The organism is Burkholderia sp. Bp9012, from assembly GCF_003853825.1.
Classification (GTDB): Bacteria; Pseudomonadota; Gammaproteobacteria; order Burkholderiales; family Burkholderiaceae; genus Burkholderia; species Burkholderia diffusa.
The window spans coordinates 87,276-105,703 of the sequence record NZ_QTQA01000014.1 but is presented as its reverse complement, the minus strand read 5'-3'; the positions used below and the strand labels follow the sequence as shown (position 1 = coordinate 105,703).

13 protein-coding genes and 1 pseudogene are annotated in these 18,428 nt (G+C 71.2%); 10 read left to right on the top strand and 4 right to left on the bottom strand.

Annotated elements, in window-relative coordinates:
• Positions 1-194 precede the first annotated feature (194 nt).
• Entirely contained in the window at positions 195-779 is a 585-nt protein-coding gene (locus DIE11_RS20180) for a flavin reductase family protein (protein ID WP_059606439.1), read from the top strand.
• 104 nt (positions 780-883) lie between these two features.
• Here DIE11_RS20180 and DIE11_RS20175 read toward each other — a convergent pair whose 3' ends face one another.
• From DIE11_RS20175 to DIE11_RS36975, 3 genes are read right to left on the bottom strand one after another with little or no spacing between them, the layout of a single operon-like run.
• Complete coding sequence (locus DIE11_RS20175) at positions 884-1,813, bottom strand: phosphatidate cytidylyltransferase (protein ID WP_124626602.1); 930 nt, start codon at positions 1,811-1,813, stop codon at positions 884-886.
• Positions 1,814-1,850: 37 nt separating this feature from the next.
• Positions 1,851-2,483 (bottom strand): lysophospholipid acyltransferase family protein, encoded by a 633-nt coding sequence (locus DIE11_RS20170; protein WP_059467781.1) that lies wholly within the window; start codon positions 2,481-2,483, stop codon positions 1,851-1,853.
• Complete coding sequence (locus tag DIE11_RS36975) at positions 2,480-2,704, bottom strand: hypothetical protein (RefSeq protein ID WP_239007135.1); 225 nt, start codon at positions 2,702-2,704, stop codon at positions 2,480-2,482. Before DIE11_RS36975 ends, DIE11_RS20170 begins: the two co-directional genes overlap by 4 nt.
• A 229-nt stretch (positions 2,705-2,933) precedes the next feature.
• Between DIE11_RS36975 and DIE11_RS20160 the strand changes: the two genes are divergently transcribed.
• Both DIE11_RS20160 and DIE11_RS36970 read left to right on the top strand, forming a co-directional pair.
• Positions 2,934-3,539: a CDP-alcohol phosphatidyltransferase family protein gene (locus DIE11_RS20160; protein ID WP_124626598.1), complete on the top strand. Its 606-nt coding sequence runs from the start codon at positions 2,934-2,936 to the stop codon at positions 3,537-3,539.
• A 68-nt stretch (positions 3,540-3,607) separates the two neighbouring features.
• Positions 3,608-3,880 (top strand): annotated as a pseudogene (locus DIE11_RS36970) (serine aminopeptidase domain-containing protein); the annotation flags it as partial.
• A 37-nt stretch (positions 3,881-3,917) separates the two neighbouring features.
• On the opposite strand, the gene DIE11_RS20150 reads toward DIE11_RS36970, so the two are convergent.
• Positions 3,918-4,940, bottom strand: coding sequence for a sensor domain-containing diguanylate cyclase (locus tag DIE11_RS20150; RefSeq protein ID WP_124626596.1), 1,023 nt, complete (start codon positions 4,938-4,940; stop codon positions 3,918-3,920).
• Between the two features lie 504 nt (positions 4,941-5,444).
• Between DIE11_RS20150 and bcsB the strand changes: the two genes are divergently transcribed.
• Genes bcsB through bcsA form a run of 7 tightly spaced genes read left to right on the top strand, consistent with a single transcriptional unit; the run spans position 5,445 to position 18,403 of the window.
• The gene (gene bcsB / locus DIE11_RS20140; protein WP_124626594.1) at positions 5,445-7,772 is read left to right on the top strand and encodes a cellulose biosynthesis cyclic di-GMP-binding regulatory protein BcsB; all 2,328 of its coding nucleotides are present in this window, start codon (positions 5,445-5,447) and stop codon (positions 7,770-7,772) included.
• A 3-nt stretch (positions 7,773-7,775) separates the two neighbouring features.
• Positions 7,776-8,996: a cellulose synthase complex periplasmic endoglucanase BcsZ gene (gene bcsZ, locus DIE11_RS20135; protein ID WP_124626592.1), complete on the top strand. Its 1,221-nt coding sequence runs from the start codon at positions 7,776-7,778 to the stop codon at positions 8,994-8,996.
• The gene (locus DIE11_RS20130) at positions 8,981-12,913 is read left to right on the top strand and encodes a cellulose synthase subunit BcsC-related outer membrane protein (RefSeq protein ID WP_124626590.1); all 3,933 of its coding nucleotides are present in this window, start codon (positions 8,981-8,983) and stop codon (positions 12,911-12,913) included. Before bcsZ ends, DIE11_RS20130 begins: the two co-directional genes overlap by 16 nt.
• 9 nt (positions 12,914-12,922) lie before the next feature.
• Positions 12,923-14,878, top strand: coding sequence for a cellulose biosynthesis protein BcsE (gene bcsE, locus DIE11_RS20125; RefSeq protein WP_124626588.1), 1,956 nt, complete (start codon positions 12,923-12,925; stop codon positions 14,876-14,878).
• Entirely contained in the window at positions 14,875-15,084 is a 210-nt protein-coding gene (locus DIE11_RS20120) for a hypothetical protein (protein WP_059606456.1), read from the top strand. The genes bcsE and DIE11_RS20120 overlap by 4 nt, the downstream gene beginning before the upstream one ends.
• Positions 15,081-15,869, top strand: a complete 789-nt coding sequence (bcsQ, locus tag DIE11_RS20115) for a cellulose biosynthesis protein BcsQ (RefSeq protein ID WP_124626586.1) — start codon at positions 15,081-15,083, stop codon at positions 15,867-15,869. The genes DIE11_RS20120 and bcsQ overlap by 4 nt, the downstream gene beginning before the upstream one ends.
• Entirely contained in the window at positions 15,866-18,403 is a 2,538-nt protein-coding gene (gene bcsA, locus DIE11_RS20110) for a UDP-forming cellulose synthase catalytic subunit (protein WP_124626584.1), read from the top strand. Before bcsQ ends, bcsA begins: the two co-directional genes overlap by 4 nt.
• Positions 18,404-18,428 lie beyond the last annotated feature (25 nt).

Here is an 18,428-nt window from a genome sequence, read left to right as displayed (position 1 = left end):
GATGGCGACGCATTCGTCGTCGATTCATCAATTGATTATTTAATGAATTGAATCGCGTGATGCGGGCCGGGGTGTGTTATGGCGCGCATCGCGCGAGCGTGATGCGGCGCGCTGACCGTCAGCGGCAATTGGCATCGGGTGCGAGAATGCGGCCTTCGGCCGGCACGCGTCGTGCCGCTCACCAGGGAACCCGCATGGACACTCACATCGCTCCGGTGGAGCTGAAGAAAGCCTACCGTCTTCTCAACCATGGCCCGACCGTGCTCGTATCGGCCCGTCATGACGGCGTCGACAACGTGATGGCCGCCGCATGGGCCTGCGCGCTCGACTTCCTGCCGCCGAAGCTGACGGTCGTGCTCGACAAGTCGGCGAAGACGCGCGAGCTCGTCGAGCGCAGCGGGACGTTCGTCATCCAGGTGCCGACGGCCGCGCAGCTGCAGCTCACGCATGCGGTGGGCAGCCACAGTCTCGCGGAGCGGCCGGACAAGCTGCGCGAGGCGGGCGTCACGCTGTTCGACGTCGAAGGCCACGACCTGCCGTTCGTCGCCGGCTGCTCGGGCTGGCTCGCGTGCAGGCTGGTTCCCGAGCCGCACAACCAGCAGACCTACGACCTGTTCATCGGGGAGGTGGTCGCGGCGTGGTCCGACACGCGGGTGTTCCGCGACGGGCACTGGTATTTCGAATCGGCCGATCCGGCGCTGCGCAGCCTGCACTACATCGCGGGCGGCAACTTTTATGCGATCGGCGAATCGCTGCACGTCGATCCGGCCGCTGAGTAGGCGTCGGGCGGGCAGCCGGCCGCGTCCAGCGCGGCGTCGACGACGTCGTGCGCGAGATCGAGCGTGCAGCAATCGGAACCGGGCGGCGTGGCGCCGCCCGCGCATCACACGTACGCGTAGCGCACGAGGTGGAAGAACACCGGCGCGGCGAAGCAGATCGAATCGACGCGATCGAGCATCCCGCCATGGCCCGCGATCATCGAGCCCCAGTCCTTGGTGCCGAGCGAGCGCTTCACGGCCGACAGCACCAGCCCGCCGACGAAGCCCGCGATCACGATCGCGAGCGAGATTCCGAACGCCGCGCCGAAGCTGAACGGCGTCACGCGATACAGCGATGCACCGCACAGCGTGGCCAGCAGCCCGCCGCCGATGAAGCCCTCGATCGTCTTCGACGGCGACAGCTGCGGCGCGATCTTGCGGCGTCCGAACAGCTTGCCGACCACGTATTGCAGCACGTCGCTGATCTGCACGACGAACAGGAAGAAGAACAGCAGCAGCGCGTTCTGCCCGGCGTAGCGCGGGATGTCGAGGATCAGCACGGCCGGCGCATGGCTCAACCCGTACACGCACACCATCAGCGCCCAGTTGATCTTCGCGTTGCGGCTCAGGAATTCCCGCGTGTCCTGCGTGAGTGCCGACACCAGCGACATCGCGAAGAACAGGTGCACCGGCACGAAGATCGAATACATCCCGTACCAGTTGATCCCGAGCAGCAGGTACTGCACCGGAATCGCGATGAAGAACGCGATGAAGAGCGTCGTGTGGTCGCTTGCGGTCGTCGGCGTGAGCGTGATGAATTCGCGCAGCGTCAGGTACGACAGCAGCGCGAACACCAGATACGTGACGTTGTTGCCGAGGCTGATCGCGATGACCATGATCGCGATCATCGCCCACCACGCGCGGATGCGCTGGTTCAGGTTGACGATGGTCGCGCTGGTGCCGCCGCTGCGCGCGCCGAGGATCGCGCCGATCACGGTCGCGAGCACCAGCACGCCGGTGACGCCTGCGACCAGTTCCCAGAAGAGAGTTCGCATGGAGAGGTCCGGAAAAGGGGAGAGAGGGGCGCCGCGTTCAGCCGGCCGGCCGCTGCGGCGGCGCGAGCGCGACGATCGCGTCGCGCATGCGGGCGAGGAAGGTCGGCTTGTCTTCGCCGGCGCCGAGCGCCTCGTTCGCACCGAAGTGCACCTTGCAGATCAGCGGCACGGGCCAGATCGCGCCCTTCGGCATGATGCGTTGCAGGTTCTCGAGATAGACCGGCGCGAGCGCGACCTCCGGAAACTCGGTCGCGAGATGGAACAGGCCGCTCTTGAACGGCTGCGGCAAGACTTCGGCGCCGCGCGTGCCTTCCGGAAAGATGATGATCGAGTGGCCTTGCCGTAGTGCATCGCGCACCGGGTCCAGCGGGTCGCCGCCGCTTTCGCGGTGACGGTCGATCAGCACGACATTCAGCAGCTTCTGCGCGATGTGACGCTTCACGTTGCTGCTGTCCCAGTAGTCGCGCGCGGCGACGGGGCGCACGACCGCGCGCACGTCGCGCGGCAGCGCGGCGAGGATCGCGAGCGTGTCGATGTGGCTCGTATGGTTCGAGAAGTAGATCTTCTGCGTCGGGGAAGGCGGCGCCTGATGCCAGACCGGATACGCACCGGCGACGAGCCGCACGATCGACAGCAGGAAATCGCGCTGCCAGACGTTCAGGATGTTCATCGGCGCCGCGCCTCCTGCATGCATGCCCGCGCGGCCGCGCATGCGCGGCGGGCGGAATCCCGGAATGCCGGTGCGGCAGGATGCGCGCCGGTCGGCCCTTGTTTAAGTTTTTTCAAATTCGTGGCTGCCTGTTGCAGGGCCGCGATAATCGGACGATGCACCGGCGGGTATTGCGTCGCGGCGAATTCGCCGTTCGACGGCGTGATAATCGGCTGTTGCACGCGCGCCCGGCCACAGTTCGAATGAATTGCTGCGCTCACGGGCCAGCGGATTATCGCGAGTTTCCGTCGAAAACACCAGATTGCCCGGCGCGGCACGGAGCGGGGTGCGGCTTGACGCGTGGGGACCGCTCGGCGACGATTACGCCCACCTGTCGAAAGCCGCCGCCGACGGGTGCGCTGCCCGGGGCCGGGCCGCAAACGTGTCCGAACGCAAAGAACCAATAAAACGATGAGCCTCTACGCACTCAAACCGAAATTCCAGAATCGTCTGCGTCCGTTCGCGGATTCGCTTGCCGAACGCGGCGTCACGGCCAACCAGGTCACGCTGTTCGCGGCCGGCGGCTCGATCGTCGTCGGCGCGCTCGCGGGGCTTGGCGTGTTCGCCCGCGTGCTGTTCCTGCTGATCCCGATCTGGCTGTTCGTGCGGATGGCGCTCAACGCGATCGACGGCATGCTCGCCCGCGAGCACGGGCAGAAGAGCACGCTCGGTGCGTACCTGAACGAGCTCGGCGACGTCGTGTCCGACGTCGCGCTCGTGCTGCCGTTTCTCGCGATTCCCGCGTTCGCTGCGGCGGACGTCTGGCTGTTCGCGCTGACGGCGGTCATCGTCGAATGCTCGGGGCTGATCGGCCCGCTCGCCGGCGCGACGCGCCGCTACGACGGCCCGTTCGGCAAGAGCGACCGCGCGCTCGCGCTCGGCGCGTTCGCGCTGTGGATCGGTTTCGGTCTGCCGGTCGGCAGCGTCGCCGCGTGGCTGTGGCGCGTGCTGATCGTGCTGTCGATCGTGACGGTGGTGCGGCGCGTGCGGGCCGGGATCGCCGAAGCAGGCGGCTGACGGCGGCAGTGGGACCGGCGCCGGAGGGCGCCGCAGCATGATTCGAATAACGAAACGAGCGAGACCGCATGAACGCAAGCGCGGCCCGCGAGGCCGACTTCATCACGCGCGACGACGAAACGCCGTTCTATCGTCACGGGCCCGCGACGGGTCCGCGCTGCCGTGGTGCGATCGTGCTGCTGCATCGCGGCCACGAACATTCTGCGCGCGTCGCGCACGACGTCGACGAGCTCGACCTGCCGGACTTCGCGTTCTTCGCGTGAGAGGCGCGCGGCCACGGCCGCTCGCCCGGCGCGCGCAGTGCGCTTGACGCCGGCGCGCGTCGGTCAGCCATCCGTGACCGGCCCGGACGGCCGCGGCTCGCGGTGGCCAAGCGGGTCATGCGTGCGCCGCCCGCTGCGTCCGCGTGCGCTTCACCGCGTACATCGCCTGGTCCGCGTGCTCGATCAGCGCGTTCATGTCGGTGCCGTCGTCAGGCAGTATCGCGACGCCGACACTGACGCCGAGCCGCAGCGGATGCCCCTCGAATTCGAACGGCTCGCCGACCTGCCGGGCGAGCCGTGCGCGTTGCGCATCGACGTCGTCGCGGCTGCCGATGTCCGGCAGGATCACCGCGAACTCGTCGCCGCCCACGCGCGCGACCGTGTCCGAACGCCGCACGGCGCGCTGCATCCGCGTGGCGATCGCACGCAGCGCGGCGTCGCCCGCGCGGTGGCCGTAGCCGTCGTTGATCGGCTTGAGCCCGTCCATGTCGATGTTGAGGATGCCGAGCCGGCCGTTCGCGCGCAGCGCCGTATGCATCGACTGGCGCAGGCGGTCGTAGAACAGCGCGCGGTTCGGCAGGCCGGTGAGCGCGTCGTGCGTCGCGCGCAGGTACAACTCGTTGGCCTCGTTGCGCGCCGCATGGAACATCGCGGCGGCGATCAGGTCGGCCGTGAGCCGCAGCGTCCCGGCATCGGCGGCCGAAAAACCGTCGAGGTCCGGCGACATCACCTTCAGCACGCCGACCGTCGTGTCCGCATGGGTGAGCGGCATCACCAGCATCGAGCGCAGCCCCACGCGGCGGCACGCATCGCGGTCGACGCGCGGGTCGGATTCCGAATCCTTGCAGTGCAGCAGTTCGCCGCGCGTCACGCACAGGCCGGACAGGCTGCCCGAGCGGCGCAGCCGCAGCCCGAGCATCCCGGCGGCGGAGCCCGACGCGGCGCGGTACACCATGTCGTCGCCTTCGGCGAATTCGACCGCCGCGCCGCTCGCGCCGGTGAGCTGCGGCACCTGCTCGGTCACGTAAGCCATCACGCTGCCGAGGTCGAGGCCGAGTTTCGCGATCTCGGTTTGCGCGGCGATGATGCGCAGCAGCGTGTCGGGGGACGGAGTGGCGGTGTCGACGAATTGATCCAAGTCAGTTTTCCAAGAAGAAAGCACAGCGCGCGGCCCGAGCTTGCGGTAGCATACGCGCCGCTCACGCGGCAGCGCGTTCCGGGCGGCCCGCAACGGGCCGCCGCCGGCATCCGGCCGGTTTCCCGGGGCGCCGGGCCGTCGGTTCGGCAGCGCCGGCAGTATGCCGGTCGGTCCGGCCGGCAGCAACGGTGTAACTCTTGCCATTCCATCGCGACGCGCAGCATTTCCGACCGGATTGAGTTGTTTTTCGCTTCGTCGGCACGAATCAGGGCGAGTTTTGTCTTGATTTTGAGATAGTGTGACGAATGTGCGAGCGCCGGTGCCAGGTGCGCGCTGTCCGACGAGTCGGCAGCGAAATGATTCGCCGCGTTGTTTCGATAATTGCATTCAGGCCAGACTTTGAGGGGAAGCAGTGGGGATGTGCACTCACGGGCATAGCTGCTTTGCGCGCGTCGGTTGCGGCGCGCTTGATGACCGGACGATCGTGACGATGCGGGGCCGCGCATGAAGCCGGCCGCGTCGCTGTTCGTCCTGTCGGTCGCCACGTTCGGCGCGTTCCATGCGGCCGCGCTGGCGGCCGCGCCCATGCCGGCTGCGGCCGCTCCGGCGTCAGCCGGCAGTCAGGCCGTGCCGGTGCTCGCCAGCGGCGCGGCCGTGCCGCCGCTCGCGGCCATGCCGAGCGCCGCCAGCGCGGCGTCCGCCGGCCTGCCCGCGACGACCGTGCACCTGCCGTTCGCGTCGCTCGGCGCGTTCGATCCGGTCCACCTGCGCGGCGCCGACGACGCGCGCACGATCAATGCGGGCGTGCGGCTCGACCGCGTGGTCACCGGCGCGCGGCTGCGCCTGACCTACGCGTATTCGCCGTCGCTGGTCTTCCCAATGTCGCACCTGAAGGTGTCGATGAACGGCGAGGTGGTCGCGACCGTCCCGTTCGACGCGACGCGCGCGGGCCGCACGGTCACGCAGGACATCCCGATCGATCCGCGCTACTTCTCCGATTTCAACCAGATCGGCCTGCGCCTGATCGCGCATTACACACTCGACCACTGCGAGGATCCGTCGAGTTCGGCGCTGTGGGCCGACGTGAGCCCGACGAGCGAACTCATCCTCGACGAGTCGCCGGTGCGCTTGCCGAACGATCTCGCGCTCTTGCCCGCGCCGTTCTTCGACCGGCGTGACAACGGGCTCCTGCGGCTGCCGTTCGTGCTGCCTGCGTCGCCCGACTCGGCGACGCTGCGCAGCGCCGGCGTGCTCGCGTCGTGGTTCGGCGCGCAGGCCGACTACCGGCAGGCGCGCTTCCCGGTTGCAGCGACGCTTCCGGCCGACGACCAGGCGGTGGTGGTCGGCACGGCCGCGACGTTGCCGGCCGGCCTCGCGCTGCCGTCGGTCAACGGCCCGTTGCTCGCCGTCGCCGACAACCCGGCCGCGCCGGGCCGCAAGCTGCTGATCGTGACGGGCCGCACGGCCGCCGAGGTCGACGACGCGGTCGCGGCGCTCGTGCTCGGCCGCGCGGCGCTGTCCGGCCCGGCGGCGACGGTCGCGCACGTGGATCTCGGCGCGCCGCGCAAGCCGTACGACGCACCGCGCTGGCTGCCGGTGAACCGGCCGATCGCGTTCCGCGAATTGGTGTCGGATCCGCGCGAACTCGAAGTGCGCGGCACGTCGCCCGACGCGATCCGGCTGAACCTGCGCGTGCCGGCCGATCTGCATTCGTGGAACGGCTCGGGCGTGCCGATCACGCTGCGCTATCGCTACACGGCGCCGACCGTGCAGGACAACTCGACGCTCGCCGTCGAGATCAACGAACAGCTCGTGAAGTCTTACCGGCTCGGGCCGGCCCACGCGGAAGACGCGCGCGGGCGCATGCAACTGCCGCTGCTGTCGGTGCCGGAAGGGCGCGTGACGAGCGATGTCGACATCCCGGCGTTCCGCGTCGGCAGCGGCAACCAGCTGCAATTCCGCTTCACGCTCGATTCGCAGAAGACGGGGCTCTGCTCGAGCACCGCGACCGAGCCGCAGCGCGCGGCGATCGATCCGGATTCGACGATCGACTTCTCGCACTTCGTCCATTACGCGCAATTGCCGAACCTGGCGTTCTTCGCAAACAGCGGTTTCCCGTTCACGCGCTTCGCCGACCTGTCGCAGACGGCGGTCGTGATGCCGGACCGGCCGTCGCCGCAGGAACTGGAAGCCTACCTGACGATGCTCGGCCACATGGGGCAGTGGACCGGCTTCCCGGCGCTGCGCGTGCAGGTCGCGCGGCCCGGCGACGTCGCCGCGCTCGCGGGCCGCAAGGACCTGCTCGTGATCGACGGCTCGCCCGCGTCGCCGCTGCTGTCGCACTGGCGCGCGGCGTTGCCGCTGTCGATCGACCAGCAGGCCGGCACGGGCGCGACGCGTGTCGCGTTTTCGGTGAAGGAGCGCTGGCGCAACGGCATCGGCATGGCCGACGGCGGCGCGCATATCGAACAGACGGGCTCGCTCGCGGCGCTGGCCGGGTTCGAGCTGCCGGGCAGCCATGGCCGCAGCGTCGTGGCGCTGACGGCCACCGACCAGACGCGTCTTGCCGACCTGCTCGACGTGTTCGAGAAGCCGGGCCTCGTGTCGCAGCTGCAGGGCGACCTCGCGCTGGTGCGGCCGGGGCAGGTCGACAGCCTGCGCGTCGGTGAGCCTTACGTGGTCGGCTTCGTGCCGTGGTACGCGCGCGTCTGGACGCACGCGGCGCAGCACCCGGTGGTGCTCGGCGTGGTCGGCGTCGTCGCGGGGCTGCTGCTCGCGCTCGGCGTGTTCAGCGTGCTGCAGAGAATCGCCGCGCGCCGACGGGGGATGTAACGGATGGCGTGGGCATTCGCAAGGCGACGGGCAACGCAGCCGGCGCGGCGGGTCGGCACGACGCTCGTGCTGGCCGTCGCGGCTGCGTGCGCGGCGACCGGCGCCGCCGGGCGCGCGCAGGCCGCGCAAAGCGGCGCGGCCGACGTGCGGTGCGGCGCGGCGTGGCCGCGCTGGGACGCGTTCAAGCGCGATTTCGTGTCGGCCGACGGCCGGGTGATCGACGTCGGCTCGGCGGATTCGCGCACGGTATCGGAGGGGCAGGCGTATGGACTGTTCTTCGCGCTCGTCGCGAACGACCGGCACACGTTCGACACGATCCTCGCATGGACCGAGAACAACCTTGCACAGGGCGACCTGAGCGCCCGTCTGCCGGCGTGGCTGTGGGGCCGCGCGCCGGACGGCGCGTGGCGCGTGCTCGACGCGAACGCGGCGTCGGATGCCGACCTGTGGATCGCGTACACGCTCGTCGAAGCCGGACGGCTATGGCACGAGCGCAGCTACACCGCGCGCGGCGCGCTGCTCGCGAAGCGCGTGCTCGACGACGAGACGGCCAGCGTGCCGGGCCTCGGCCTCACGCTGTTGCCCGGGCCGACCGGATTCAGGCTGGCCGACGGGCGATGGCGCGTGAACCCGAGCTATTCGCCGCCGCAGGTGATCCGCGGGCTCGCCGCGCGCCTGCCGGACGATCGCCGCTGGTCCGCGCTCGCGGCCAGCACCGGCCGCGTGCTGCTCGACACCGCGCCGAAGGGCTTTGCGCCGGACTGGGCGTTGTATCGCGCCGGTGCCGGCTTCGCGCCCGATCCGCAGACCCACGCGGAAAGCGCCTACAACGCGATTCGCGTGTATTTGTGGGCCGGCATGCTCGATCGCGCCGATCCGCTCGCGGCACCGCTGCTCACGCGCTTCGCGCCGTTCGCCGATCACATCGCCGCGCATGGCGCGCCGCCGGAGAAGGTCGACACGACAACCGGCGTCGCGGGGCCGAACGACGGCAATGGCGGCTTCTCGGCGGCGGCCGTGCCGTTCCTCGACGCGCGCGGCCAGCATGCGCTCGCCGATGCCCAGGTGGCCCGTGTCGACGCGCTTGCGCGCCAGTCGGCGCCCGGCTACTACACGAGCGTGCTGACGCTGTTCGGCCTCGGATGGCGCGATGGCCGCTACCGGTTCGGCGCGGACGGGTCGCTCGATGCGCGCTGGGAGGGCCCGTCATGCGCAGGCCGATGAAGTACACCGCGCGGCGTGTCGCGGGGCTTGCGTGGCTCGCGTCGTCGGTCTCTGCGGGGGTGCCGGCCGCCGTTGCCGTCGCGGCGACGAAACCCGTCGCGCCGAAAGCCGCGTCGGCGCCGGCTTCGGCCGCTGCGTCCGCTTCGTCCGATGCGCGGCTTCAGCTCGCGACCGCCCGCATGTGGGGCGCCAAGCATCGCGACGACCTCGCGCGGGACGCACTGCGCAAGGGGCTCCTGATCGCGCCGGACGATCCCGAACTGCTCGCGGAACAGGTGCGCGTGCTGCTGCGGCTCGGCGACGCGCAAGGTGCGCAGGCCACGCTGGCACGCCTGCAGGCGCGCGTGCCCGCGGCGCCCGACACGCGCCGCGCGGCCGACGAATACCGCGTCGCGACGAGCGGCCGCGGCGAGATGGCGCAGATCCGCCTGCTCGCGCGCAGCGGCCGCGCCGACGAGGCGGCCCGGCGGATCGTCGCGCTGTTTCCGAACGGTGCGCCGTCCGGTGCGCTGGGCGCCGAGTACTTCCAGATCGTCGCGAACGCGCCGGGCGGCCGCGAACCGGCGATCGCCGCGCTGCGCCGCGCGGTCGCGGCCGACCCACAGGATTCGAGCGCGGCGCTCGCGCTCGCGCGGCTCCTGAACCAGCGCGACGACACGCGTGCGGAGGCCAACCGCATCGCGTGGTCGCTCGCGAAGCGGGGCGACGCCGATCATACGGAAGCGATGGCCGTGTGGCGGCGCGTGCTGCAGTCTGCCGGCACCGATCCCGCGTATCTCGACGCATTGCATGCATATCTCGCGCTCGTGCCGGACGACACCGAATTCCGCGATCGTGTCGGCGCACTCGACCGGCAGCGCGACGCGCAGCGGCTGCTTGAGCGCGATCCGGGCTACATCGCGCAACAGCGTGGCTTGCAGGCGCTCGCGCGCGGCGACCTGGCCGGCGCCGATCCGCTGCTCGCGCGCGCCGCGCAGGCGCGTGCGGGCGACGCCGATGCGGTCGGCGGGCTCGGCCTGCTGCGTCTGCGCGAAGGCCGGCACGACGAAGCGCGCGCGCTGTTTACGCGTGCCGCGGCGCTGTCGACCGACCAGCGCGGCAAGTGGCAGAGCCTCGCACGCACCGCGCAGTTCTGGGGGCTGATCGCGCAGGGGCGCGCGGCGGCGTCGGCCGGACGGCCGCAGGATGCCGAGCGCGCGGCGCGCGCCGCGCTCGCGATGCAGCCCGACAGCCCGGACGCGAAGCTGCAGCTTGCCGATGCGCTGCTCGCGCAGCGCGACTGGGCGCGCGCGGAGCCGTTGCTGCGCGAGTTGCTCGCCGCACGTTCGCCGAATCTGTCGGCGGTGCGCGGGACGGCGACGCTGTACGAGAACACCGGCCGCGCCGATCGCATCGGCCCGCTGCTCGACGCGCTGCAGAGCCGCGTGACGGGCCGCGACGACCGCCGCGCGCTCGACGGCTTGCGCGCCGACCTGCTCGCGAGCGAGGCCCGCGCGCTTGCGGACAAGGGCGAACGCGGGCCAGCCGCGCAACGCTACGAAGCGGCGGTGCGCGCGGCGCCCGATGCGCCGTGGACGCGTTTCGCGCTCGCCCGGTTGTATCGCGACATGGGGCTGCCGCAGCTCGGCCGCACGGTGATGGACGACGGGCTCGCGCAAAGCGACACGCCCGAGATGCGCTATGCGACCGCGCTGTATCGCAACTCGCTCGACGACATCGCGGGCGCCCAGGCCGCGCTTGCGGGCGTCGATGACGCGCAACGCTCGGACGGCATGCGTGCGCTCGCGCGCAAGCTCGACGCGGAAAGTTCGCTGGCCGGCGCGCGCGGCGCGCTCGGCCGTGGCGATCGTGCGGCCTTCGCCGCGTCGCTCGCACATGCGCAGGCGAGCGCGCCGGACGATCCCGACATGCTGGCCGCGATCGGCGCGCAGTGGATCGACGCGGGCGAACCCGAGCGCGGCCTCGCGCCGCTGCGCGACTGGATCGCCGCGCATCCGCACGAGGCCGATCCCGACGTGCGCTTGCGCTACGGCGACCTGCTCGGCAGCGCGGGGCGCGACGACGCGCTCGCCGCGTGGCTCGACGCGCTGCGCCGCGAGCCGGCGCTGACGCCGGCACAGACCGCGCGGATCGAGGACCAGTCGCTGCGGCTCGTGCTGCGGCGGACGGACGACGCGATCGCGCAACGCGACTATGCACGCGCCCGCACGCTGCTCGATCAGGCGAGTCCGGCGGGACGCGCGGACAAGCGCTACGCACTTGAACTGGCCGACCTCGAACGCGCGCAGGGCCATTACGACGCGGCACGCGATGCGCTCGCGCCGGTCGTCGCGCGCACGCCGGACGATGCCGATACGCAGCTCGCGCTCGCGCGCATCGACGAGGACGGCGGCCATCGCGCGGCCGCGCTCGCACGCGTGCAGGCCGTGCTCGCGCGCACGCCGGACGACGACGTCGACACGCGGCTGTCGGTCGTGCGCCGCCTGAACGCGCTGCGCCGCGCGGACGAAGCCGCGCAGGTGATCGACCCGCTGCAGGCCGCGTACCCGGCGCGTGCCGACGTGACGGTCGCGGCGGGGCGCGTGGCCGAGGCGCAGGGTCGCTACGACGATGCCGCATCGCTGTACCGGCTGTCGCTGTCGCAGGAGCGCACGAGCGGCGTGAGCCCGGGCCGCGACGGCCGCACGCCCGCGCAGGCCGCGTTCGCGGATCTCGCACAGCGGCGCGATCCCGAGATCGAGGTCGGCTGGCTGCCCGCGTACAAGTCGGGCGACGAGGGGATTTCCGCGTACCGCGCGCAGCAGGTGCCGATCTACATGCAGCTGCCGGTGCGCTACGACGGGCATGCGTTCCTGCAACTCGACACCGTGCACCTCGACGCCGGCACGCTCGATACGAGCGACCCGAACGCGTATTCGCTGAAGACGTTCGGGACTTACGCGGCGCTCAACACGCCGATCGGGCTGCCCGCGCCGTTCGCCGCGAATCCGTCGGCCGCCGCGTTGATCGCGCATCCGCCGGGCGACCTGCATCAGCCGATGACGGGCGTCGCGCTCGGCGCCGGCTATCTCACGGACGCATGGCGCGTCGATCTCGGCACGTCGCCGCTTGGCTTCCCGGTGCATTACCTGGTCGGCGGCGTACGCTATCGCTTCGACGCGGGGCCGGCGAGCTTCAGCGTGAACGCGTCGCGCCGGCCGGAGACGAGCAGCGTGCTGTCGTATGCGGGGATGCGCGATCCGTGGACCGGCGCGGTATGGGGCGGCGTGCGCCGCGACGGCGTGAACCTGCGCGGGTCGGTCGACGTCGGCCGCGTGAACCTGTTTGCCGAACTCGGCGCGGGCGTGCTGTCCGGCAAAAACGTCGAGCGCAACGCGGAAGTGACGCTGCGCTCGGGCTTCACGGTGCCCGTGTACGAACGCGCGACGATGAAGGTGAGCACGGGGCTCGTCGGCAATGCGTGGCACTACGCGCAGAACCTGCGTTACTACACGTATGGGCAGGGCGGTTACTACAGCCCGCAGCGCTACCTGTCGCTCGGCGTGCCGATCGAGTGGGCAGGGCGGCGCGACGCGCTGTCGTGGGACCTGACCGTCACGGCCGGGATCTCGAACAGCTACGAAAAGGATTCGCTGTTCTACCCGACCCTCGCGAACCAGCGCGCCGCGCAGGAGGCGGCGGGGCTCGTCTACGCGAGCAGTTCGACACGTGGCGTGTCGTTCTCGTACGGCGTGAACGGCATCGTCGAATATCGCGTGAATCCGCACCTGAGCGTCGGCGCGCAACTGCACGTCGACCGGTCGCACGACTATGCGCCAAGTTCGGCGCTCGTGTACCTGCGCTATGCATTCGACGCACGCGCGGAGCGCAGCTGGCTTGTCACGCCGACGCCGGTGCGGCTTTATTCGGATTACTAGGGGAAGCGCGTGAATACGGAAATCGATGCAACCCGTCCCGCGCTCGGCGCCGCCGGCCTGCTGGGCCGCCTGCGCGCGCTGCTGCGCACCGGGCGGCCCGGCGGCCGCACCGGCCCGCTGAGCCGGCTCGCGATCGACGGGCTGCCCGATGCGTGGACGCAGCTGGAAGCGGGCGGCCTGTACACGATCTATGCCGCTGCCGGCACGCCGGCGTGCGACGCGCTGGTGTGGGAAAGCGCGCGTCAGTCGCGCACGCGCGACGTGACGGTCGTGCTGTCGCGCGACGCGGCGCGCGTTGCCGCGCAGATGGCGTCGCGCGGTTTCGCGGGCGGCGCGCAGCCGGCCGGCTGGCCGCGTAACCTGAACGTGCTGGCGATGCCGCCCGCGCATGAGCCGGCCGGCGGCGATGCCGCGCGCGAACCGGGTGCGCCGCGCCGTGCGGCGCCCGCTCCGTTCGCACGGCTCACCGGCGGCTTGCGCGCGATGAAGCGCTACGGCTTTCGTGCGCGCTCGCTGTATTTCATCGAAGGCGCGCAGCGCTGGTTCAGCTGGGACGATCCGGCGGCGCTCGCTGAAGAGGCACACGCGCTCGCCGACTGGTGCCGCACGCACCGGATCGCGCTGGTGCTGCTGGTCGATCCCGAGATCGTGCGCACCGGCGCGGACCCGGATACCGACGATCCGCCGCTCGTGCGCGATGCGAATCGCGCGCCGCGCAGCGGCTTTCACGCGGTGTGCTCGGGCGTCTCGCAGCTGCAGCGCACGCATGGCGAGCTGCTGTGGGTCGTCGATTTCTGGCGTGCCGGCGACACGCTCGCGGCCGGTGAAGTGCGGCCGCTGCGTTTCGCGCCGAGCGGTCGGCTCGCGGCGATCGTCGACGGCGCCGCCGCCGAGCCGTCGCGCCGCATGAAGCTCGCGATCGACGAGGATCGCGTCGTCGTCAGCCGCGCGGCGCTCGACGAAGCGAGTCGCGTACCCGCCGGCTGGGAAATCGTCGACGACAACGCGGCGGTCGTCGCCGCCTGTGCGCATGCGCAGGCCGCGACCGCCGTTCTGGCGTTCCGCACGCACGCGCAGCTCGAGGCGCTGTGCGCGGCCGTTCACACGCTGCGCCGGCAATCCGGCGGCGCATTGAAGATCGCCGTCGTCGAACGCGGCGAGGTGCTGCGCCAGCAGTTCGAGATGCTCGTGCTGAGCGTCGGCGCGAACCGCGTCGTCGCGCGCGACCTGCCGGTGTCGCGGATGCACGCGGCCGTGAACGCGCTGCGCGGGCAGCTCTATGCGCGGCCCGTCGCGGCCGACTATCGTGCGGCGCTCGCGGCCGCGCTCGGCGATTCGGTGCTGGGCTACCTGCCGGTCGGCGCCTTCTGCCTGCGGATTCGCGCGGTGCTCGATCGCGGCGCCGTGCTCGCGTTGCCGCATACGCTCGCGAAGATCGCGCTGCTGCCCGGCGTGTCGCACGTCGATGCGCTGCGGCACTGTCGGCCGCGCCGCGCGGGCGATGTCGTGACCGCCGATGCCGGACACCTGTACGTGTTCCTGTTCGCGTGCGAGCCGGCCGATGCCGATGACGCGCTTGCACGGATCTTCGACGTGCCGGTCGATACGCTGTCCGATCGCGTCGTGTGTCTCGGGCAGGGCAGCATCGACACCGAGCTCGATGCGCTGAAGACCGAGAACCGGCGCGCGCCGATCGCCGACTACAGCGACCTGTTCGCGACGGTGAAGCCGGCCGGTGCGGCGCGCGCGCCGATCGAACGCGCGGGGGATGTCGCGACGCCCGCTGAACCGGACGCCGAAGTCGCAGCGGCCGGGACGGTCGACGAGCATGCCGATGCGCCGCCGCACGCCGACGACGCAACGCCGGCCGCCGATGCGCGGGCACGGTCCGCCGAATTTCCCGTCGCGCGCACGCGCGGCGCCACCCGCAGTGCGATGCCGCTGCGCAAGCCGGAGGGCGCATGATCGCCGAACTCGTCATCGGATTCGTTGTCGGCATCGCGATCGCGGTGCCGGTGTGGATCATCGCGCAGCACCTGGGCCTCGGCCGCGGCTTTCATGCGCCGCGCGGGCTGCACCGGCGCGACGCGGTGCCGTGCGAACTCGTGCCGGTCGCGCTGCGCGGGCGCCTGTTGCCCGAAGCCGGCCGTACCGACGAGGCCGCGCCATGAAGACGATCGCCGTCACGTCGACGACCGGCGGCGCGGGCCGCACGACGCTCGCGGGCGCGCTCGCGGTGCTGCTCGCGCGCCGCGGCCGGCCCGTCGTCGCGGTCGAGTTCGACGCGCAGAACCTGATGGGCGCGACGCTCGGTCTCGATACGCTGGCCGAGCACGGGCTCGCGCACAGCCTGCTCGGTGACGCGGGCGACGCCGCGCCGTGGCACGCGCATACGTGGCGCAATGCCGATGGCGTGCTGTTCGTGCCGTACGGGCAGGTCGACGCGGCGGGCGCCGCCGCCTGCGATGCGCGGCTCGCGGCCGATCCGGCCTGGCTGTCGCGCGCGCTCGACGAGATCGCGCTGCCGGCCGACGGTGTCGTGCTGGTCGATACCGCGCGCTATCCGTCGCCGCAGGCCGAGCAGGCGATTCGTCGTGCCGATCTGACGCTCGTCGTCGTGCCGCCCGAACCGGCCGCGTGCGCGACGGTCGCCGCGCGCCTCGATGCGTTGCGGGCCGGCGGCGGCGACCTGCAGATCGTCGTGAACCGGCTGAACCCGGCGCGCGACATGCAGCGCGATGCGCTCGCGATGCTGCGCGCGGTCGCGGGGCCCGCGTCGATGCTCGAACAACGGATTCACGTCGATGCGGCCGTGCCCGAGACGCTTGCGCGCGGCACCTGGATCTTCGACGACGCACCGTATTCGCAGGCGTCGCACGACCTGAACGGCGTCGCGAACTGGGTCGACACGTGGCTCGTGGCAGCCGCGGCCGGCCGCACGGGAGCGCGGCGATGAAGGCCGCGTTCGTGTCGCGCTGGCGCGCCGCGACCCGGCGTGCGACCGACTGGTGCGCGCGCGGGATCGGGCTGCCGGCCCAGCGCACACTGCTCGACTGGCTCGTGCGGCTGTTCTTCCATGCGCCGTCGCCCGGCCGGGCCGATCCCGTGGGCCGCCGGGCGCGCGTCGTCTTCCTGCGGCTCGCGCAGGAGTGGGGCGTGCTGCAGCCGCTGAGCCCGCGCGAGTGGCTGTGGCGCGCGATCGTGCGCGCGCCGCGCGCGGCCGACGAGCGGCCCGCGCGCGATCCGCTCGCATGGTTCGACACGTTCGTCGTGCCGGTCTACGTCGCGGCGCGCGCGCTCGGCGCCCGCCTCGACGCGCTCCTCGGGCGCCTGCCGTGGGCGCGCTGGGGCGGCTGGCTCGACGCGCGCGCACACGGCGTCGGCCAGCACCGCTGGCTTGCGCCGCTGCTGCTGATTGCCGGTGCGCTGATGTGGGCCGCGGCCGGGATGTCGCCGCTGATGCCCGGTGCGCAGTTCGCGTTTTTCGCGATCGTCGCGGTGCTGGCGCTGGCGCTGCGCCGCCTGCCGGGCCATCTGCCGACCCTCGCGCTCGCGTCGCTCGCGCTGCTTGCCACGGTCCGCTATGTGTGGTGGCGCACGACCCAGACGCTCGATTTCCGCAGCCCCGTCGAGGCGTTCGCCGGCTACCTGTTGTACGGTGCCGAAGCCTACACGTGGATGATCCTGCTGCTCGGCTTCATACAGACCGCATGGCCGCTCGATCGGCCGATCGTGCCGTTGCCCGACGATCCCGACAGCTGGCCGAGCGTCGACATCTATATCCCGACCTACAACGAGCCGCTGTCGGTCGTGAAGCCGACCGTGTTCGCGTCGCAGAGCATCGACTGGCCGACGGCCAAGCTGCGCGTGTACCTGCTCGACGACGGCCGCCGCCCCGAGTTCGAGGCGTTCGCGCGGGAAGCGGGAATCGGCTACCTGACGCGCGACGACAATCGCCACGCGAAGGCCGGCAACATCAACCGCGCGCTGCCGAAGACGCACGGCGAATACATCGCGATTTTCGACTGCGATCACGTGCCGACGCGCTCGTTCCTGCAGACCACGATGGGCGTGTTCCTGCGCGATCCGAAGTGCGCGCTGGTGCAGACGCCGCACCATTTCTTCTCGCCCGATCCGTTCGAGCGCAACCTCGGCACGTTCCGCGAGATCCCGAACGAGGGCAACCTGTTCTACGGGCTCGTGCAGTCGGGCAACGACCTGTGGAACGCGACGTTCTTCTGCGGATCGTGCGCGGTGCTCAAGCGCAGCGCGCTGGAGGAGGTGGGCGGCGTCGCCGTCGAGACCGTGACGGAGGACGCGCACACCGCGCTCAAGCTGCATCGCCGCGGCTACACGTCGGCATACTTGCCGACCGTGCAGGCGGCCGGCCTCGCGACCGAGAGCCTCGCGGGCCACGTGAAGCAGCGTACGCGCTGGGCGCGCGGGATGGCGCAGATCTTCCGCATCGACAATCCGTTCCTCGGGCGCGGGCTCGGCCTCATCCAGCGGATCTGCTACGGCAATGCGATGCTGCATTTCTTCTACGGGATCCCGCGGCTCGTGTTCCTGACGATCCCGCTCGCATACCTGTTCTTCCACCTGTACTTCATCAACGCGTCGTCGATCGCGCTCGCGAGCTACGTGATCCCGTACCTGGTGCTCGCGAACGTCGCCAACTCGCGGATGCAGGGGCGCTATCGCCACTCGTTCTGGGCCGAAGTGTACGAATCCGTGCTCGCGTGGTACATCGCGCTGCCGACCACCGTCGCGTTCTTCAGCCCGAAGCACGGCAAGTTCAACGTGACCGACAAGGGCGGCAAGATCGACGAAGGCTACGTCGACTGGTCGACGTCGAAGCCGTACCTCGTGCTGTTCGCGCTGAACGTGCTCGCGATCGTGGCCGGCGTGTGGCGGCTCGTGGCCGACCAGGGCGACGAGGCGTCGACGATCCTGATCACGCTCGGCTGGACCGTCTACAACCTCGCGATGCTCGGCGCCGCGCTGGCCGTCGCGCGCGAGACCAAGCAGGTGCGCGTCACGCACCGAATTGCGATGCGTGTGCCGGCGACGCTGCTGCTCGCCGACGGGTCGACGGCCGCTTGTTTCACCAGCGACTACTCGACCGGCGGCCTCGGCCTCGAAGCGGTGCCGGGGCTGCCGCTCGCGGTCGGCGACACGCTGACGGTGTGCGTGACGCGTGGCGACCGGCCGTTCCCGTTCCCGGTGCGCGTGAGCCGCGTGACGCCGACACATGTCGGCGTGAGCTTCGAGGCGCTGACGCTCGAGCAGGAGCGCCAGCTCGTGCAGTGCACGTTCGGCCGCGCGGACGCGTGGCTCGACTGGCACGCGGGCGCGCGCACGGACACGCCGCTGCGCGGGCTGAAGGAAGTGCTGCGCGTGGGCCTGGACGGTTACGTACGAATGTGGAAGGGCGCGGCGCGCGGCGTGCAGTCGATGCTGGCGCCGAAGCTCGATCGGGCGCGCGACTGACGCGGCGCCCATCACGGAGTGGTTT